The 15,794-nt window shown below is 69.3% G+C and carries 13 protein-coding genes; 4 read left to right on the top strand and 9 right to left on the bottom strand.

What is annotated here, in order from left to right:
• Positions 1-31: 31 nt before the first annotated feature.
• Positions 32-1,426, bottom strand: coding sequence for an MFS transporter (locus tag ACX17K_RS04205; RefSeq protein WP_493773821.1), 1,395 nt, complete (start codon positions 1,424-1,426; stop codon positions 32-34).
• 160 nt (positions 1,427-1,586) lie between these two features.
• Here ACX17K_RS04205 and ACX17K_RS04200 point away from each other — a divergent pair, with 160 nt between their 5' ends.
• Positions 1,587-2,513, top strand: a complete 927-nt coding sequence (locus ACX17K_RS04200; protein WP_347370866.1) for a LysR family transcriptional regulator — start codon at positions 1,587-1,589, stop codon at positions 2,511-2,513.
• Between the two features lie 33 nt (positions 2,514-2,546).
• Here the strand turns inward: ACX17K_RS04200 and ACX17K_RS04195 are convergent, their stop codons facing one another.
• From ACX17K_RS04195 to gcvA, 3 genes are all read right to left on the bottom strand, one after another.
• Positions 2,547-3,746 carry a patatin-like phospholipase family protein gene (locus ACX17K_RS04195; RefSeq protein ID WP_493773820.1) on the bottom strand — a complete coding sequence of 400 codons (1,200 nt, stop codon included), beginning with the start codon at positions 3,744-3,746 and terminating at the stop codon, positions 2,547-2,549.
• Positions 3,747-3,755: 9 nt separating this feature from the next.
• Positions 3,756-4,538 (bottom strand): 3-hydroxybutyrate dehydrogenase, encoded by a 783-nt coding sequence (locus ACX17K_RS04190; RefSeq protein ID WP_046167652.1) that lies wholly within the window; start codon positions 4,536-4,538, stop codon positions 3,756-3,758.
• Positions 4,539-4,745: 207 nt separating this feature from the next.
• Positions 4,746-5,624, bottom strand: coding sequence for a transcriptional regulator GcvA (gene gcvA, locus ACX17K_RS04185; protein ID WP_493773819.1), 879 nt, complete (start codon positions 5,622-5,624; stop codon positions 4,746-4,748).
• A 111-nt stretch (positions 5,625-5,735) separates the two neighbouring features.
• Between gcvA and ACX17K_RS04180 the strand changes: the two genes are divergently transcribed.
• Positions 5,736-7,028, top strand: coding sequence for an adenylosuccinate synthase (locus ACX17K_RS04180; protein ID WP_493773818.1), 1,293 nt, complete (start codon positions 5,736-5,738; stop codon positions 7,026-7,028).
• 10 nt (positions 7,029-7,038) lie between these two features.
• Here the strand turns inward: ACX17K_RS04180 and ACX17K_RS04175 are convergent, their stop codons facing one another.
• Positions 7,039-7,809, bottom strand: a complete 771-nt coding sequence (locus ACX17K_RS04175) for a substrate-binding periplasmic protein (RefSeq protein ID WP_493773817.1) — start codon at positions 7,807-7,809, stop codon at positions 7,039-7,041.
• A gap of 227 nt (positions 7,810-8,036) precedes the next feature.
• On the opposite strand from ACX17K_RS04175, the gene dkgB reads away from it, so the two are divergent.
• Positions 8,037-8,834 carry a 2,5-didehydrogluconate reductase DkgB gene (dkgB, locus tag ACX17K_RS04170; protein ID WP_493774000.1) on the top strand — a complete coding sequence of 266 codons (798 nt, stop codon included), beginning with the start codon at positions 8,037-8,039 and terminating at the stop codon, positions 8,832-8,834.
• A 68-nt stretch (positions 8,835-8,902) separates the two neighbouring features.
• Positions 8,903-9,244 carry an FKBP-type peptidyl-prolyl cis-trans isomerase gene (locus ACX17K_RS04165; protein ID WP_347370871.1) on the top strand — a complete coding sequence of 114 codons (342 nt, stop codon included), beginning with the start codon at positions 8,903-8,905 and terminating at the stop codon, positions 9,242-9,244.
• Between the two features lie 472 nt (positions 9,245-9,716).
• Here the strand turns inward: ACX17K_RS04165 and ACX17K_RS04160 are convergent, their stop codons facing one another.
• The 4 genes from ACX17K_RS04160 to ACX17K_RS04145 all read right to left on the bottom strand — a co-directional run bounded on the left by ACX17K_RS04160 (position 9,717) and on the right by ACX17K_RS04145 (position 15,737).
• On the bottom strand, positions 9,717-11,351 hold the full coding sequence (locus tag ACX17K_RS04160) for a hypothetical protein (RefSeq protein ID WP_493773816.1): 1,635 nt from the start codon (positions 11,349-11,351) through the stop codon (positions 9,717-9,719).
• Between the two features lie 214 nt (positions 11,352-11,565).
• Complete coding sequence (locus ACX17K_RS04155; protein WP_493773815.1) at positions 11,566-13,110, bottom strand: DHA2 family efflux MFS transporter permease subunit; 1,545 nt, start codon at positions 13,108-13,110, stop codon at positions 11,566-11,568.
• 7 nt (positions 13,111-13,117) lie between these two features.
• A complete protein-coding gene (locus tag ACX17K_RS04150; RefSeq protein ID WP_493773814.1) occupies positions 13,118-14,257 on the bottom strand; it encodes an HlyD family secretion protein in 1,140 nt (379 codons plus the stop codon).
• 34 nt (positions 14,258-14,291) lie between these two features.
• The gene (locus tag ACX17K_RS04145) at positions 14,292-15,737 is read right to left on the bottom strand and encodes an efflux transporter outer membrane subunit (RefSeq protein ID WP_493773813.1); all 1,446 of its coding nucleotides are present in this window, start codon (positions 15,735-15,737) and stop codon (positions 14,292-14,294) included.
• Between the last annotated feature and the right edge of the window lie 57 nt (positions 15,738-15,794).

The following is a 15,794-nucleotide window of genomic DNA, read 5'->3' as shown; positions in this document are numbered from 1 at the left end:
AAAATGGCGCGGGTGCTGGGATGGCCCGCGCTCAAGCGGCGCGCGCCGGCGCGAGCCCGGCCCGCCGTCCGCGCCGCAGCGCGAGGATCGCGGCGGCCATCAGCAGCGCGGATACGGCGAAGACTGCGCGGGTGGCCCAGGCGACGGCTTCCGGCCGCGCGTCGGCGATCGGCCCGCCGGCCGCGGCGGCGAAGACGGCGCCCAGCGCCGCCGCGCCGGTCACCAGGCCGAGGTTGCGCGCCAGATTGAGCAGGCCGGACGCCAGGCCGCGCCGGTCGGCCGGCTGCCCGGCCATGACCAGGGTGTTGTTGGCGGCCTGGAACAGCGCGTAGCCGACGGTCAATGCCGCCAGCGGCGCCAGGTAGCCGGCGACGCCCAGCGAGGCGGGCAGGGCGGAGAGGAAGGCAGCGCCGGCCAGCATCGCGGCCAGGCCGGCCAGGCTGACGCGCTTCGCGCCGAAGCGGTCGGCCAGGCGTCCGGCCGGCACGCCCGCCAGCATGGAAATCGCCGGCCCCATCGACATGGCCAGGCCCGCGCCCATCGCGTCCAGCCCCAGCGCGCGGGACAGATGGAAGGGGCCGACCACCAGCGTGCCCATCATCACCGTGGCCACCAGCGCCGCGGCGATCAGCGGGCCGCCCAGCGCCGGATCGCGCAGCATGTCGATCCGCACCAGCGGGGCCGCGCCGCGCGCCTCCACCCGGAGGAAGGCGGCGACGCCGACGGCCGCCGCCAGCAGCCAGGCCAGGTTCTGCGTGCTGAAGCGGCCGCGCCCCAGCGTCATCGCCAGCGCGTAGGCGGACAGCGTCAGCGCCAGCAGCAGCGCGCCGGCGAAATCGAAACGGGATGCCCGCGCCGTCGGCGCGTCGGCCGGCAGGCTGCGCCGCGCGAGCAGGAAGACGGCGGCGCCCAGCGGCGCGTTGAACAGGAAGATCGCCGGCCAGCCCCAGGCGGCGATCAGCGCGCCGCCCAGCGAGGGGCCGAGCGCGGTGCCGACGGCCGACATGCTGCCCAGCCAGCCCATCGCGCGGCCGGTTTGCGCCTTGGGCGCGACATCGGCGACGAAAGCCATCGCCAGCGCCAGCATCGCCGCGGCTCCCAGGCCCTGCAGCGCGCGCGCCGCCAGCAGCCCGTGGAAGGAAGCTAGCCCGGCGGCCAGCGAGGCGAGGCTGAACAGCAGGATGCCGGCCAGCAGCAGCCGGCGCTTGCCGATCAGATCGCCCAGCCGGCCGACGCCGACTACCAGCGAGGTGACGGCGAGCAGGTAGGCCAGCACCACCCACTGCACTTGCTGGAAGGAGACGCCGAAGGCGCGGGCCAGCTCCGGCAGGGCGACATTGGCGATGCTGGTGCCCAGCGAGGACAGCAGCACGCATAGCGACAGGCAAGCCAGCGCGCCGCGCTGGCTGGAATGCGTGATGTTCAATCGAATGCTCCATGAGGTTTGCGATGGCGCGGGCGGCGGTTGGCCGTCCGCGCCTTGTCCATGTCCGCAGCCTAGGCCGGCGCGAGATGTGGCGGAAGACGCGCGTCATGCATTCGATAGCTGCATATGACGCCATGCCTGGCCGTGCTATGGTGGACGGATGAGCACACCCGATCTGAACCTGCTGATCACCCTGAACGCGCTGCTGGCCGAAGGCAGCGTGGCCGGCGCCGCGCGCCGGCTGGGCCTGAGCCCGTCCGCGATGAGCCGCGCGTTGGCGCGGCTGCGCGCGACGATGGGCGATCCCTTGCTGGTCCGCGCCGGGCGCGGCCTGGTGCCGACGCCGCGGGCGCTGGCGCTGCGCGAGCGGATAGGCCCGCTGCTGGGCGAGGCGGAGGCGGCCCTGACGCCAGCGCGGGAGCTGGACCTGTCCGCGCTGGAGCGCACCTTCACCTTGCGCACCAGCGACGGCTTCGTCGAGAATTTCGGCCCCCGCCTGCTGGAGCGGGCGGCCCGGGAGGCGCCGGGCGCGCGCTTCCGCTTCGCGCTGAAGGCCGACAAGGACAGCGCGCCGCTGCGCGACGGCAGCGTGGATCTGGACACCGGCGTGGTGGGCGCGTCGGCCGGGCCGGAGTTGCGGGTGAGGATGCTGTTTCGCGACCGTTTCGTCGGCGTGGCGCGCGCCGGGCATCCGTTGCTGGACGGCGAGATCAGCGCCGAGCGCTACGCCGCGGCCCGGCATGTCTGCATGTCGCGCAGCGGCCAGGAGCGGGGGCCGATAGACGCGGCATTGAAGGCGCTGGGTTTGCGGCGCAACGTCGCCACCCTGGTCGGCGGCTTCACCGCGGCGCTGGCGCTGGCGCGCGCCACCGATCTGGTGGCCTCGGTGCCGGAGCGGCATACCGGCTTTCTGCGCGACGGCATGCAGAGCTTTCCGCTGCCGGTGTCGGTGCCCGGCATCGTCATCTCCATGATCTGGCATCCGCGGCATGACGCCGATCCCGCCCACCGCTGGCTGCGCGGCTGCGTCAAAGCGGCATGCGGCGAAGAATGGGAGGAAACCGGGGCTGGCGGCGCGGAGGGCTAGGGGCCGGAACGCCGCCAGGCGCTCCGGCCGCCGTCAGCGAGAGGCTCGCTTGTGCACGTCGTGGGTGACGAAGGGCCGTTCCGGCGACGGCATGCTCAGCCATTCCGGATGAGCGAGGGTGGCGTGGATGTCGGCCAGGCCGCTAGCCCAGTGCTCGCGCATGGTGCGGGCGCCGAACTGATAGTCCTTGTAGTGGCCTTCGCCGGGCTTGTCCTGGTAGATCAGGTGGATCACGTTGAACAGGCGGTCGCAAGCCTGGCCGGCGGCATGGCGGTAGGCGGGGCTGTCGCGCGCCGCTGCCGGCACCAGCTCCATCACCTCGCGCAGCAGCTGGCGGTATTGCTGGCTCTCCCGCATGTAGTCGGTGATCATCCGCGTGCGGCTGGAGAACTGGATGTCCTTCTGCCTGAGCGCGACCAGCGACAGGTCGGACGGCATCTCGCCGCGCGCGCTCCACAGGTCCACCTGGAATACCAGCGAGTGCTTGCGCGGCCGCTCGCTCAGCACCGGCTGCAGCGGCGTGTTGGACACCATGCCGCCATCCCAGTAGTAATCGCCGTCTATCTCCACCGCCGGGAAGCCGGGCGGCAGCGCGCCGGACGCCATGAAGTGTTCGGCGCGCAGCCGCTGGCGGGTATTGTCGAAATAGACGAAGTTGCCGCTTTTGACGTTCACCGCGCCCACCGACACCCGCATTTCGCCGCTGTCGTTGATGCGGTCGAAGTCCGCCAGCCGCTCCAGCGTGTCTTTCAGCGGCGAGGTATCGTAAAAGCTGGCGGTGCCGCCGTCGCGGGGCGGCAGCGGCGGGCGCGGCTGGAAGAAGCCGTTCTGGCCTTCGATCAGCGCGCGCCAGGCTTCCAGGCCGTTCAGCCAGCCTTGCAGCGGCGGCGGCAGCGCCTGGGCGTCGTCCAACAGATTGTGCGGCGTCGGCGGCAGCAGCGGCTGGCGGCTGATGGTGTGCCAGAACTGTTCCAGCCGCTCGGCGCGCTGGCGCGGCGAATTGCCGGCGATGATGGCGGCGTTCAGCGCGCCGATCGAGATGCCGGCCACCCAGTTGGGATGCAGATCGGCCTCCGCCAGCCCCTGATAGACGCCGGCCTGGTAGGCGCCGAGCGCGCCGCCGCCTTGCAGCACCAGCGCCACCACCTGGTAGCGGTGGTCTGGCGGCAAGGCCGGGCTGCGGTAGGGCGCGGCGTCGGCGCGGCAGGCCGGATCGAGCTTGTCCTTCGCCATGCGCGCTCCTTATTGCATGAACCAGCCGTGGCTGACGACGAAAGACTGGCCGGTGAGGGCCGCGCTGGGGAAGGCGGCCAGGAACAGCGCGGTCTGGGCCACGTCGTCCACCGTGGTGAACACGCCGTCCACGGTATTGCCCAGCATCACCCGCTTGACCACTTCCTCCTCGCTGATGCCCAGCTCCTTCGCCTGCTCCGGAATCTGCTTGTCCACCAGCGGCGTGCGGACGAAGCCGGGGCAGATCACGTGGGAGCGCACATTGTAGGGCGCGCCTTCCTTGGCCAGCACCCGGGCCAGGCCCAAGAGCGCGTGCTTGGCGGCGACATAGGCCGATTTCAGCGGCGAGGCCTCGTGCGAGTGCACCGAACCCATGTAGATCACCACGCCGCCGCGCTTGTCCTTGTACATGTGCTGCAGCGCGGCCTTGGTGGTGAGGAAGGCGCCGTCGACATGTATCGCCTGCATCTTCTTCCAGTCGGCGAAGCTGTAGTTGACGATGGGATTGACGATCTGGATGCCGGCGTTGGAGACCAGGATGTCTAGATGGCCGAAGGCGTCCACCACTTGCTGGGTGCCCTGGTTGACCGCGTCCTCGCTGGTGACGTCCATCGCCACGCCTATCGCCTTGCCGCCGGCGGAGGCGATCTCGTCGGCGGTCTTGCGCGCGGCGTCGAGGTTGATGTCGGCGATGGCCACCGCCGCGCCGGCGCGGGCGTAGACCAGCGCGATCTCCTTGCCTATGCCGCTGGCGGCGCCGGTGATCAGGGCGACTTTTCCGTTCAATTGCATGGCGCTTCTCCTGTCGTTTCTGGAAGGGGAACAACTGGCAAAACCGGGTTGGAGCGCGGCGTCTGGCCGCCCTCCGGGCAATCGAGGCTTACTGGTACGAGGCCGCGCGGCGGGATGAGTTCCCCCGCGGACCGGCGGAGGCTTTTAGATATAGCCGAAGCGGCGGACGGCGTCGAGCATGACAATGGAGTGTTTTGTCGTCGGCGCTCACGCCGGGTCCGCCTGAGCCAGCCAGCGGCAGAATGCGGCGACCGCCGGGTGGCCGTCGCGCGTTTCCGGCACGTAGGCGAAGTAGCGCCAGTCCTCCAGCCGCGGGCCGGAAAACGGCTGCACCAGCCGGCCGCTGGCGAGATCGTCGGCGATCAGCCGGCTGGGGCCCAGCGCCACGCCAAGCCCGTCCAGCGCCGCCTGCAGCGTCAGGTAGAAGTGCTCCAGCGTCAGGCTGGCCGCCGGCTGCAGGCCGGACGCGCCGGCGGCGTCCAGCCACTGCGGCCAGAACTCCGGGCTGCCGGCGGTGTGCAGCAGGGTGTGGCGGGACAGGTCGGCCGGCGAGGCGATAGGCAGGCGCTCCAGCAGCCTTGGGCTGCACACCGGCAGCCGGCTTTCCTGCAGGAATTCGTGGGCGATGAAGCCGGGCAGCGCCTGCGGGCCGCCGCGTATCGCCACCTCGAAGCTGTCGGCCAGCTGGGCGATGGGCTCGCTGGAGGTGGTGAGCTTCACCTCCACGTGCGGGTGCTGCAACTGGAACCGGGACAGCCGCGGAATCAGCCAGCGCAGCGTGAAGGTGGCGGGCGCGTTCACCCGCAGCGGCAGCGGCCCGCGCCGCAACCGGGCGCTGGCGGTCTCTATCCGCTCCAGCGCCGCGCGGACGTCGGCGAGGTAGTCGCGGCCGGCGTCGGTGAGCCGCACCTGGCGGTGGCGGCGCTCGAACAGCGGCGCCCCCAGCCACTCCTCCAGCAGGCGGATCTGCCGGCTGACGGCGCCGTGGGTGACGTGCAGCAGTTCGGCGGCCTCGCTGAAGCTCTGGCGGACGGCGGCGGCCTCGAACGCGCGCAAGGCGTTCAGCGGCGGAAGGTCTCGTTTCATTCGTGTGAGTTTTCCTGACATGAAAAGCCAGAATAAGTCGTTTGTCCATCGAGCGGCAAGTTGCGTAAGGTGTTGTCGCAACAGCATCAATTTTCACTTCTGGAGAAACGCATGAACAAGGTGATTGTGACGGGCGCGCAATGGGGCGACGAGGGCAAGGGGCGGATCGTCGATCTGCTGGCCGAGACGGCGGACTGCGTGGTGCGTTTCAACGGCGGCCACAACGCCGGCCATACCCTGGTGGTGGGCGGCAAGACCTGGAAGCTGGCGCTGCTGCCCTGCGGTCTCTTGCGGGGCAAGCTGGGCGTGATCGGCAACGGCGTGGTGGTGGACCCGCAGGCGCTGCTGGCCGAGATCGACCGCATCGCCGCCGAGGGACTGGCGATCGGTCCGGACCAGCTGGTGGTCGCCGACAACGCCACCTTACTGCTGCCGTCCCACATCGCGTTGGACGCGGCGCAGGAGGCGGCGCGGACCCAGGTGATCGGCACCACCGGGCGCGGCATCGGGCCGGCGTTCGAGGACCGGGCCGGCCGGCGGGCGATCCGGCTGGCGGACTTGGCCGATTCTGCCGTCCTGCGCGGACGGCTGGAGGAGACGCTGCGCTACCACAACGCGGTGCTGGCGGCGCTGGGGCGGGCGGTTTTCGAGCTGGAGCCGATGCTGGCGGCGCTGCTGGAGCAGGCGCGCCGCATCCTGCCTTACCTGCGGCCGGCGTGGAAACTGTTGAACGAAGCCGATGAGGCCGGCCAGCGCATTCTGTTTGAAGGCGCGCAGGCGATGCTGCTGGATGTCGAGCACGGCACCTATCCCTTCGTCACCTCGTCCGGCACCGGGCCGGCGCAGGCGGCTTCCGGTTCCGGCCTGGGCAGCGCCGCGCACGGCCACGCGCTGGGCGTGTGCAAGGCCTACGCCACGCGGGTGGGCGGCGGGCCGTTCCCCACCGAGCTGGGCGACGCGCTAGGCGACCGCCTGCGCGAGCGCGGCGGCGAGTACGGCACCAACACCGGCCGGCCGCGCCGCTGCGGCTGGCTGGACGCGGCCTTGCTGCGCCAGAGCGTGCGAGTGGGGGGCATCGCCAGCCTGGCGCTGACCAAGCTGGACGTGCTGGACGGCATGGATGAACTGAAAATCTGCACCGGCTATCGGCTGGACGGCGTCCTGCGGGGCGATTATCCGGCGGGGCTGGCCGAGCGCGGCCGGATCGAGCCGGTGTACGAGACCTTGCCGGGCTGGCAAGAAAGCACCCGCGGCGCGCGCAGCCTGGACGCGCTGCCGGAGCAGGCGCGCGCCTACGTGCGGCGGATAGCGGAGCTGGCCGGCGCGCCGATGTCGCTGATCTCCACCGGAGCCGAGCGCGACGACGTGATCCGCCTGGCTGATCCGTGGACGCTGGGCGACTGAGCCTGGCGGCTTATCCGCCGGCGTCCAGATAGAAGCGGATGCGCCGCCGGGTCAGCTCGTCGCGCTGGGCGGCGATGGCGCCCCACAGGCAGTCCACCTGCTTGCGATGGCTGGCGGCGTAGCGGCGCGAGACCGGCAGGAAGTAGGGTTTGGTGCTGATGGGCAACGCCAGCTTGCGCACCGGCAGCGTTGGATTGCGCGCCAGGTAGGCGTCGCCCAGCGTCTCGTGCACCGCGTAGGCGTCGATGCGCTTGCCGGCCAGCTTGTCGAAGTTTTGCGCCACGCTGTTGGCGGTTTCCGCCGGGATGCCCAGCCGCTGCAGGTCCGTGTTGATCGACCAGCCGGCGTTGGCGCCGACGCTGCGGCGCAGATTGGACAGCTTCTTGCCGTCCCAGCCCACGTCGCTGTCGCGGCGCACGTAGAGCGCGTAGCTGAGCGTGGCCAGCCGCCGCGCCTCGTCCGGTTTGCCGCCTTGCAGCGGAAAGGCGGTGTAGGCGGCGCGGTCGGCGGTGTAGGAAAGCATCATCACGGCGTCCAGCGCGCCGTGCTCCAGCTCCTTCAGCAGCCGCGCGCCGGGCAGCAGGCGAATATCGGCTTTCAATCGGCAACTGCGCGCGGCCGACTGCACCAGTTCCACCGACAGGCCGGGGCGGCGCGGGTCCAGCGTGTCGTTGCCCATCTTGTAGGGCGGAAAGGCCTGATCGCCTATGCCCACCGTCAGCGTTTCCGCGGCGGCGGCGGCGCTGAGGCCGCAGGCGAACAGCAGAATCAATGGTTTCATGCCGGGAAGCCCACCCTTCGGACATTAATCGTCAATGTAACGTTTTTAGGCCGATTAGGATAGTCGGCCCAAGGGGATCTCCGCCGAGGCTGGTTTCCGGCTGTCGGCTCGGGTAGGCTGGACGCCGTCAATGCCGAAGGCATGGCGTCCGCTTCCGGCCGAGTTCGATACTCTCGCTGGGCGCGGGACGACCGGCCGCCATTCAAATGAGGAAACGCATCGTGCAAATGCCGAAACTGGGAGTGGGCACTTTCCGCCTGAAGGAACAGCAAGCCGAAGAGTCGGTGGCGATGGGCCTGGAGCTGGGCTATCGCCACATCGATACCGCGCAGATCTACCGCAACGAGGCCGATGTCGGCCGCGCCATCACCAAGAGCGGCGTTCCGCGCGGCGAACTCTACGTCACCACCAAGATTTGGACCGACAAGTTCGGTCCCGGCAAGCTGATTCCCAGCCTGCGCGAGAGCCTGGACAAGCTGGGTCTGGACCAGGTGGACATGACGCTGATCCACTGGCCCTCGCCCAAGGACGAAGTGCCGATGGCGGTGTACATGGAGCAGCTGGCGGAGGCGAAGCAACTGGGGCTGACGCGCGAGATCGGCGTGTCCAACTTCACCATCGCCCACCTGAAACAGGCCATCACCGCCGTCGGCGCCGACGCTATCGGCACGCATCAGCTGGAAGTCCATCCCTATCTGCAGAACCTCAATGTCCGCGCCTTCTGCCGCGAGCGCGGCATCGCGCTGACCGGCTACATGCCGCTGGCCTATGGCCGGGTGGTGAGCGATCCGGTGCTGCAGGCCATCGGCCAGAAGCATGAGGCGACGGCGGCCCAGGTGGCCTTGGCCTGGCAGCTGCGGCAGGACATCGCGGTGATTCCGTCGTCCACCAAGCGCGCCAATCTGGCGGCGAATCTGGACGCGCTGAAGCTGCGGCTGGATGAGGACGATATGACGCGCATCGCCGGGCTGGAAGACGGCGGCCGCATCGCCAACCCGGACTTCGCCCCGGCCTGGGACGCCTGATCCATCGTCCGCCGCGCGGAGTACAATAGCGGCTTTCGCCCCGCGCGGCGTTTTGTGGATGAAGAGCAATGAGCGAAGAGCTGAAGATCGAGGACTTGGTGGTGGGCGAGGGCAAGGAGGCGGTGCGCGGCGCGCTGATCACCAGCCATTACACCGGCTGGCTGGAGGATGGCACCAAGTTCGACTCTTCTGTCGACAAGGGCCGGCCCTTCCAGTGCGTGATCGGCACCGGCCGCGTGATCAAGGGCTGGGACCAGGGGATGATGGGCATGAAGGTGGGCGGCAAGCGCAAGCTGTGGGTGCCGGCGCATCTGGCCTACGGCGAGCGCCAGATCGGCGACCGCATTCCGGCGAATTCCAATCTGGTGTTCGAGATCGAGTTGCTGGAAGTGCTGACCCGGGACGATTGATCAGGCTGCGAGCGTAGCGAGACGCTCATCCGAGTCAATTCACGGTGGACATTTCGTAGAGTCCGCTGCGCGGACGATGATTAGGGCGGTTCCGCCCGCGCTACGGGCAAGAGGGCTGCCCGGCCAGCCCTCTATCGCTGAGCGGATCAAAGATTCGCACGCAGACAACTCCAGGCCGCCCCTACAGACCGCGATTTCCGCCCGGAAAGCCGAGGGCAAGGCGCTGGCAAACTCGGCGCGCGCTAACGTCGCGCACCTCACACAGTCGCCAGCTTAAAACCTTGCCCTCGACTTTTCGGACGGCGCGTCCTGAAAGGGGAAATGGGGCGCGTCGTACCGATTGGAGCTTCGGGAACCCAAGCCGCGTAGCGCGGGTTCGCTTCAGGCGATACCCGCGGCCGGATGATGCGTGGCATCGGGAGTTCGGCATGAAGAGAGGCCCATCCGGGCCTCTTGTCGTTTCCGCCGGCCATCAATAGCCGATGTTCTTCACCGCCTGCGGGCCCAGCCGTTGGCACAGCTGCATCAGGTACAGGCTGTCCGGACCGACGCGGACGTTGGCCGAGTCCACCGCGCCCAGCTTGGGCGGCACCGGCACGCCTTGGGCGTCCGGCACATTGGGCGTCAGCGCGCCGCTGCTGCCGATCGCCCAGTTGGTCGCGCCCGGCGGCGCGGCGATGGCCAGCTGGTCGGCCTTGGAATTCCACGCCACGCCCCAGCCCATGCTCCAGCCGTGGCCGCTGCCGTCGGCGCCGCGGTTGCCCAGCGCGATCGCGCCGCTGATGTCGGCGTTGTCGACCAACAGGCCGGTGGCCCAGCGCTGGTGCGGTTCGATATTGCCGCAGGCTTCGGCGCGGCCAGTGAAGTTCAGCAGCACGTTGGGGCCGCCGGCCTGGGCCTGGGTGGCGTAGTAGAACGACTTCTTGCTGCCGGTGGACGCGCTGCGGTCCACCAGCACCTGGCTGCCGGCGATGCTGAATTCGAATTCCTTGGCGCCGGAGCAGTCGACATTGTTGTGGTCGTGGCTCAACGCCACTTTCTCCAGCGTCAGCCGTCGACCCTGCTTGCCGACCACCACGCCGCCGGTGAAGTTATGCGCCTGGATGTCGCTGAGCCAGCCGTCGGCCAGATTGTCCAGATTGGCCACCGCGTAGTCGGTTCCGCTTCCGCGCGGCTGGCCTTCCAGTGCCAGATGCTCGACGCCGATCTGGCCGGCGATGCCGCTGGCCGCGTATTTCTGCACGCTGCCGCCGTTGCCGCCCAGGTAGCCGCTGTCGAAGGAGTCGGACAGCGGCGCGTTCAGCGTCAATGATTTGCCGTCGACGGCGGCGACGGCGCGCAGCCAGTACTCGTTGTTGTTGCCGGCGTTGATCCAGGTTTGCGGCTTGCCGTCGCGGACCAGCTGGTCCATGTCCATGAAGTGGATCCATTCGGCGCTGGCGCGGCGGCGCACCATCACCGCGTCGCCGGGCTTGAAGCCGGAGGCGTCGGACACGTGGATCACGCTGGTGCCGGAGGGCAGATAGCCGTCGGCGATGGCGGCGGCGGAGCCGACCGGCGTCAGGCTGGCGCTGGCGCCGCCCAGGTTCAGCATCGCATGGCCGCTGCCTTGCGCCTTCAGCACGGTGTCGCCGGCGCCGGACCCGCTGCCGCGCAGCACTACGCCGTCGCTGGCCAGCTGGATGGGCGACTCGAGCAGGAAGGTTCCGGGCGCCAGCAGCACCGCGCCGCGCACGCCGTTCACCGCCGGCAAGGCGGCCACCTTGGCGATGGCGGCCTGGATGTTGGCGAGATCGCTGGCCGCGCTGCCGCTGGGCTTCACTGTCGCCTTCACTGGCGCAGCCGGCAGCGCCGCGCCGCCGCCCATATAGCCGGCGCTGGAGAAGTCCATGATGCGGTCGCCGTTGCCGTTCAGCGGCGCATAGGCGAGGCCGCCCTGGCCGTCGTCTTTCACCCAATGACTGCGAGCGGTTTCCTTGCCCCACAGCGCCTGGCAGGACTGGGCGAAGGCGTCGTGGCGGATGGGCTGAAACGGAGCGGCGGTTGCGGCCTGGCCTGCGAGCGCGGCGGCTATGGCCAGCGCCAGCCGCTTGATCGTATGGTTCATTGCTGAGGGTTTCCTGTCTGCGTTGAATGGGAAGCGGAGGCGCGGCCGGCCGTGCCGGTCTTGATTATTTTTACGGCATATTGATAGCACGCAGTATATGTAAGCGTCTGTTACGAGATGGTGGCCGTATGTAAAGGCTGTCCTTGAATACAGGGCGAAAAAAGGCCCCGGCCACAAGGGCGCGGGGCAAGTGGTGAAACACGGGTTGAGAAACTCAGTGGGCTTGGCTGGTGTCGGCGACGCGGCTGGGCCGGGGCGCCAGCCAGATGGCGCAGGCGGCCACGATGAAGGACAGGCCGGCCAGCCAGAAGATCTGGTTGGTGGACAGCATGATGCTTTGCGCCTGCAGCGTCTGTTCCATGGTGCCCCAGGCCACGCTGTCGGACAGGCCGCCGCCGGTCAGCGCGCGCAGCGCGTCGCCGCCGCCGTCCACCATGCCGACCAGCTCGGCATGGTTGTAATTGGCCTTGTCGTCCCAGGCGGTGGTGACCAGCGAGGTGGCGAAGGCGCTGGACAGCGTGCGCATGAAGCTCATCAGGCCGGCTGCCGACGCCACTTCCGCCGGCTCCACGCTGGCCAGCGCCAGCCCGGTCAGCGGCACGAAGAAGAAGGGCATGCCCAGGCCCTGGAACAGCAGCGGCAGCGCCACTTGCCAGAAGCCCATGTCGGTGGTGGAGAAGCTGCGGTACAGGGTGACGCAGCCTAGCCACATCACGCCGCAGAACACCAGCTTGCGCGGGTCCATCCGGGTGGATAGCTGAGCGGCGATCGGCGCCACCATCACTGCCAGCACGCCGCTCATCGCGGTGGCGTAGCCGGCCTGGGTGGCGGTGTAGCCCATATAGGCCTGCAGCCATTGCGGCGTCAGCACGGTGGCGCCGAAGAACGATCCGAACGCCACCGAGATGGTCAGCACGCTGGCCCAGAAGCCGCGGTGGCGGAACACCCGAAGGTTGACGATGGGCTGGGCCTCGGTCAGCTCCCAGATCAGGAAGGCGGCGAAGCCGACCAACGCGGCGATGGCCATGCCGACGATGATGGGCGAGCCGAACCAATCCAGCTCCTTGCCCTTGTCCAGCATCAGCTGCAGCGCGCCCACCCACACCACCAGCAGCGCCAGGCCGACCGCGTCGACGCGCAGCTTGACGATGCGGCTCTGGTAGCGCTTGAGCAGGTTCCAGCCAAGGAGGCCGCAGCCCAGCGCGATCGGCACGTTGATGTAGAAGATCCACGGCCAGCTGGCCTGGTCGCACAGCGTGCCGCCCAGAATCGGCCCCATGATGGGCGCGATCAGCGTGGTCATGCTCCACAGGCCTATCGCCGCGCCGGCCTTCTGTTTGGGGAAAATCTGCAGCAGCAGCGTCTGCGACATCGGCATCAGCGGGCCGCCGGCCAGGCCTTGCAGCACGCGGAACAGCACCAGCGTCTCCAGCGAGCCGGCCAGGCCGCACAGCATGGAGAACAGGCCGAACAGCAGCATCGATCCGACGAACAGCCGCACGGTGCCGAAGCGCGCCGCCAGCCAGCCGGTCAGCGGCACGATGATGGCCTCGGCCACCGCGTAGGAGGTGATGACATAGGTGCCCTGGCTGGACGACACCGCCAACCCGCCGGCGATATTGGGCACCGACACGTTGGCGATGGTGGTGTCCAGCACCACCATGAAGTTGGCGGCGGCCAGCACCAGCGCCGCCAGCCACAGCATATTGCCGGTCAGCGGCCGCTGGATTTCGCCGGCTGCCGGATTCGCACTAGACATGATGGCCTCACTCGCTGACGTCTATGGTGGCTTCCATCGACAGCCCGACCTGCAGCGGATGGGCCTTCAGCTCGGCCGGGTCCAGCGCGACGCGCACCGGCAGCCGCTGCACCACCTTGATCCAGTTGCCGGTGGCGTTCTGCGCCGGAATCATCGCGAAAGCGGAGCCGGAGCCGCCGGACAGGCCGGCGACCTTGCCGTGGTAGACCACCTTGCTGCCGTAGAGATCGGCGGTCAGCTCCACCGGCTGGCCGACGCGCACCTTGTTCAGCTGCACTTCCTTGAAATTGGCGTCGACGTGGGCGTTCTGCAGCGGCACCACCGACATCAGCGGCGTGCCGGACTGGACGCGCTGGCCCACCTGGGCCTGGCGTTTGGCCACCACGCCGTCCACCTGGGCGCGGATCACCGTGCGGGAGAGATCCAGTCTGGCCTGATCGCGTTTGGCGCGCGCCAGCGCCACTTCCGGGTTGTCATCCACCGTGGTGTCGGCGGTCAGCGTCTGATTGGCTTTCAGGCTGCCGACGGCGGCGCGGTAGTTGGCTTCGCTCTGGCGGCTGGCGGCTTCGGCGGCCTTCAGGCTGGCCGACGCGGTGGCGTAGGCGTTCTGCGCATTGCTCAGCTCCTCGCCGGACACCGATCCGCTTTTCGCCAGCGCCTGGCGGCGCTGCAGGTCGAGCTTCGCGCGCTCTAGGTCGGCGCGGGCCGAGGCCAGCTGCGCGGCGGAGCGGGCCTCGTCGGCGCTGCGGGCCTGGGCTTGGGCGCTTAGGCCCTCGTCGTTGGCGAAGTAGCCCTTCACCCGGCGCTCGGCGCGGGCGAGGTCGGCTTCGGCCTGAGCCAATGCCAGCTTGGCGTCGCTGTCGTTCAGCACCACCAGCACGTCGCCGGCCTTCACCGCCTGGGTGTCGACCACCTTCACCTGCTGGATGGTGCCGGCCACTTCGGGCGTCACTTGGGCGATCTCGGCGGCGACATAGGCGTTGTCGGTGCTGACATGGTGGGAGCCGACCAGCGTCCAGTAGCCGCCGTAGGCGACGGCCGCCGCGGCGACGGCGCCGAACAGCAGCGTGAACAGCTTCTTGCGTTGCAGGGGATGGCCGGCGGCGGGCGCGGCGGAAGCCGGCAGGGCTTGTGCGTTTTCGCTCATGATGGGTAGTCCAGATGTGGGTTTGCCAGCGGTCTCAGCGGGCGGCCTGTTGTTCGGTTTGCTGGTAGCCGCCGCCCAATGCCTTGACCAGGGCGATGTCCAGCGAGAAGCGGCGCGCTTGCAGATTGGCCAGCCCGCGGCGGGCGGCGATCACGCTGTCTTCTGCGGTGAGCACGTCCAGGTAATTGGCCAGTCCGCCATCGAAGCGGTCTTGGCTGACGCGGTAGGCCTCGTCGGCGGCGGTCAGCGCTTCCTGCCGCTGTTGCAGTTGCGGCGTCAGCGCGGCCTGGCTGGAGACGGCGTCGGCCACTTCGCGCAGCGCCTGGCTCAGCGTGGCGTCGTAGCTGGCGACGGCGGCGTCGTAGTCGCCGCGCGCGGCGCGGTATTGGCCCTGTAGCTGGCCGCCGCGGAAAATGGGCAGGTTGATCGCGGGGCCGACGCCGGCTATGCCGGAACCGGCCTTGTCGAACAGGCCCAGCCCCAGCGACTGGGCGCCGACGAAGGCGGTGAGGTTGACGTTGGGGTAGAACTGGGCCTCGGCGACGTCGATGCGCTTGGCCGCGGCTTCGGCGCGGAGCCGGGCGGCGGCCAGATCCGGTCGGCGGCCCAGCAGCTCGGCCGCCAGCGCGGCCGGGAGCTTCTGCTCGCGAAACAGGCCGGAACCGGGGCGGGCGATGGCTAGGCCGCGGTCCGGTCCGGCGCCCATCAGCGCCGCTAGGCTGTGGCGTTGCAGGACGATGCTTTCATCGGCGGCGGCCAGATCGGCGCGGGCGGCGGCCTCGCGTGATTCCGCCTGGCGCAGCACGCCGCGGGTGTCCATGCCTTGCTGCCAGCGCTGCAGCATCAGCTTGGCGGTGTGCTCGCGCACGTCTAGCGCCTGGGCGGCGGCGTCGCGCTCGGCGAACAGCCGCGCCAGCTCGGCGTAGCCGGCGGCCAGCGAGGCGGTCAGCAGCAGCCTGGCCTGGGCCGCGTCGGCGCGGGCGGCGGTCAGGTCGGACGTGGCAGCGGCCAGAGACGCGCGGTTTTTGCCCCAGAAATCCAGCTCATAGCTGAAATCCAGCGTGCCGCGGGCGCTGGTGTTGAAGCCAGCCGGCGCCGGCATCCCGTTGTTGTAGCTTTGCTTGTCGCGGTTCAGCGAGGCGTTCAGGTCCACGCCGGGCAGCCTGGCGGCGCCGGCCTGCTGGGCCAGGCCCTCGGCGCGCTCGATGCGGGCGCGGGCGGCGGCGAGGTCCGGCGCCTGGCTCAGGGCCTCGTCCATCAGCGCGTTCAACTGCGCGTCGCCGTATTTTTTCCACCATTGCTCATTGGCCCAAACGCCGTCCGAGGCGGGCAGGCTTTGCGTATTCTGGTATTGTTGCAGCGGTTTGATCTGCGGCGCCGGGCCCATGTCCGGCACCATCGCGCAGCCTCCCAGCAGCGCCAACGCTGCGGAGAGGCCGGCTGCTGGCAGCGGCCGCCAGCGAAAATATGCGGTTCTCATCGTCTCTGTCCGGTAATGGTTTGATTTAACTGTACGGTACGGTATAGTTATATGGCG

The sequence above is a fragment of the Chromobacterium sp. INPA-IVC genome (genome assembly GCF_059047085.1).
This window is presented reverse-complemented; position numbering and strand designations above follow the sequence as displayed.

Excerpts from the sequence above, each read along its gene's own strand:
- dkgB (WP_493774000.1), top strand. The coding sequence starts at position 8,037 with ATGCCGAAACTGGGAGTGGGCACTTTCCGCCTGAAGGAACAGCAAGCC.
- ACX17K_RS04200 (WP_347370866.1), top strand. The coding sequence starts at position 1,587 with ATGAGCACACCCGATCTGAACCTGCTGATCACCCTGAACGCGCTGCTG.
- ACX17K_RS04145 (WP_493773813.1), bottom strand. The coding sequence starts at position 15,737 with ATGAGAACCGCATATTTTCGCTGGCGGCCGCTGCCAGCAGCCGGCCTC.
- ACX17K_RS04190 (WP_046167652.1), bottom strand. The coding sequence starts at position 4,538 with ATGCAATTGAACGGAAAAGTCGCCCTGATCACCGGCGCCGCCAGCGGC.
- gcvA (WP_493773819.1), bottom strand. The coding sequence starts at position 5,624 with ATGAAACGAGACCTTCCGCCGCTGAACGCCTTGCGCGCGTTCGAGGCC.
- ACX17K_RS04195 (WP_493773820.1), bottom strand. The coding sequence starts at position 3,746 with ATGGCGAAGGACAAGCTCGATCCGGCCTGCCGCGCCGACGCCGCGCCC.
- ACX17K_RS04150 (WP_493773814.1), bottom strand. The coding sequence starts at position 14,257 with ATGAGCGAAAACGCACAAGCCCTGCCGGCTTCCGCCGCGCCCGCCGCC.
- ACX17K_RS04165 (WP_347370871.1), top strand. The coding sequence starts at position 8,903 with ATGAGCGAAGAGCTGAAGATCGAGGACTTGGTGGTGGGCGAGGGCAAG.
- ACX17K_RS04155 (WP_493773815.1), bottom strand. The coding sequence starts at position 13,110 with ATGTCTAGTGCGAATCCGGCAGCCGGCGAAATCCAGCGGCCGCTGACC.
- ACX17K_RS04160 (WP_493773816.1), bottom strand. The coding sequence starts at position 11,351 with ATGAACCATACGATCAAGCGGCTGGCGCTGGCCATAGCCGCCGCGCTC.
- ACX17K_RS04180 (WP_493773818.1), top strand. The coding sequence starts at position 5,736 with ATGAACAAGGTGATTGTGACGGGCGCGCAATGGGGCGACGAGGGCAAG.
- ACX17K_RS04175 (WP_493773817.1), bottom strand. The coding sequence starts at position 7,809 with ATGAAACCATTGATTCTGCTGTTCGCCTGCGGCCTCAGCGCCGCCGCC.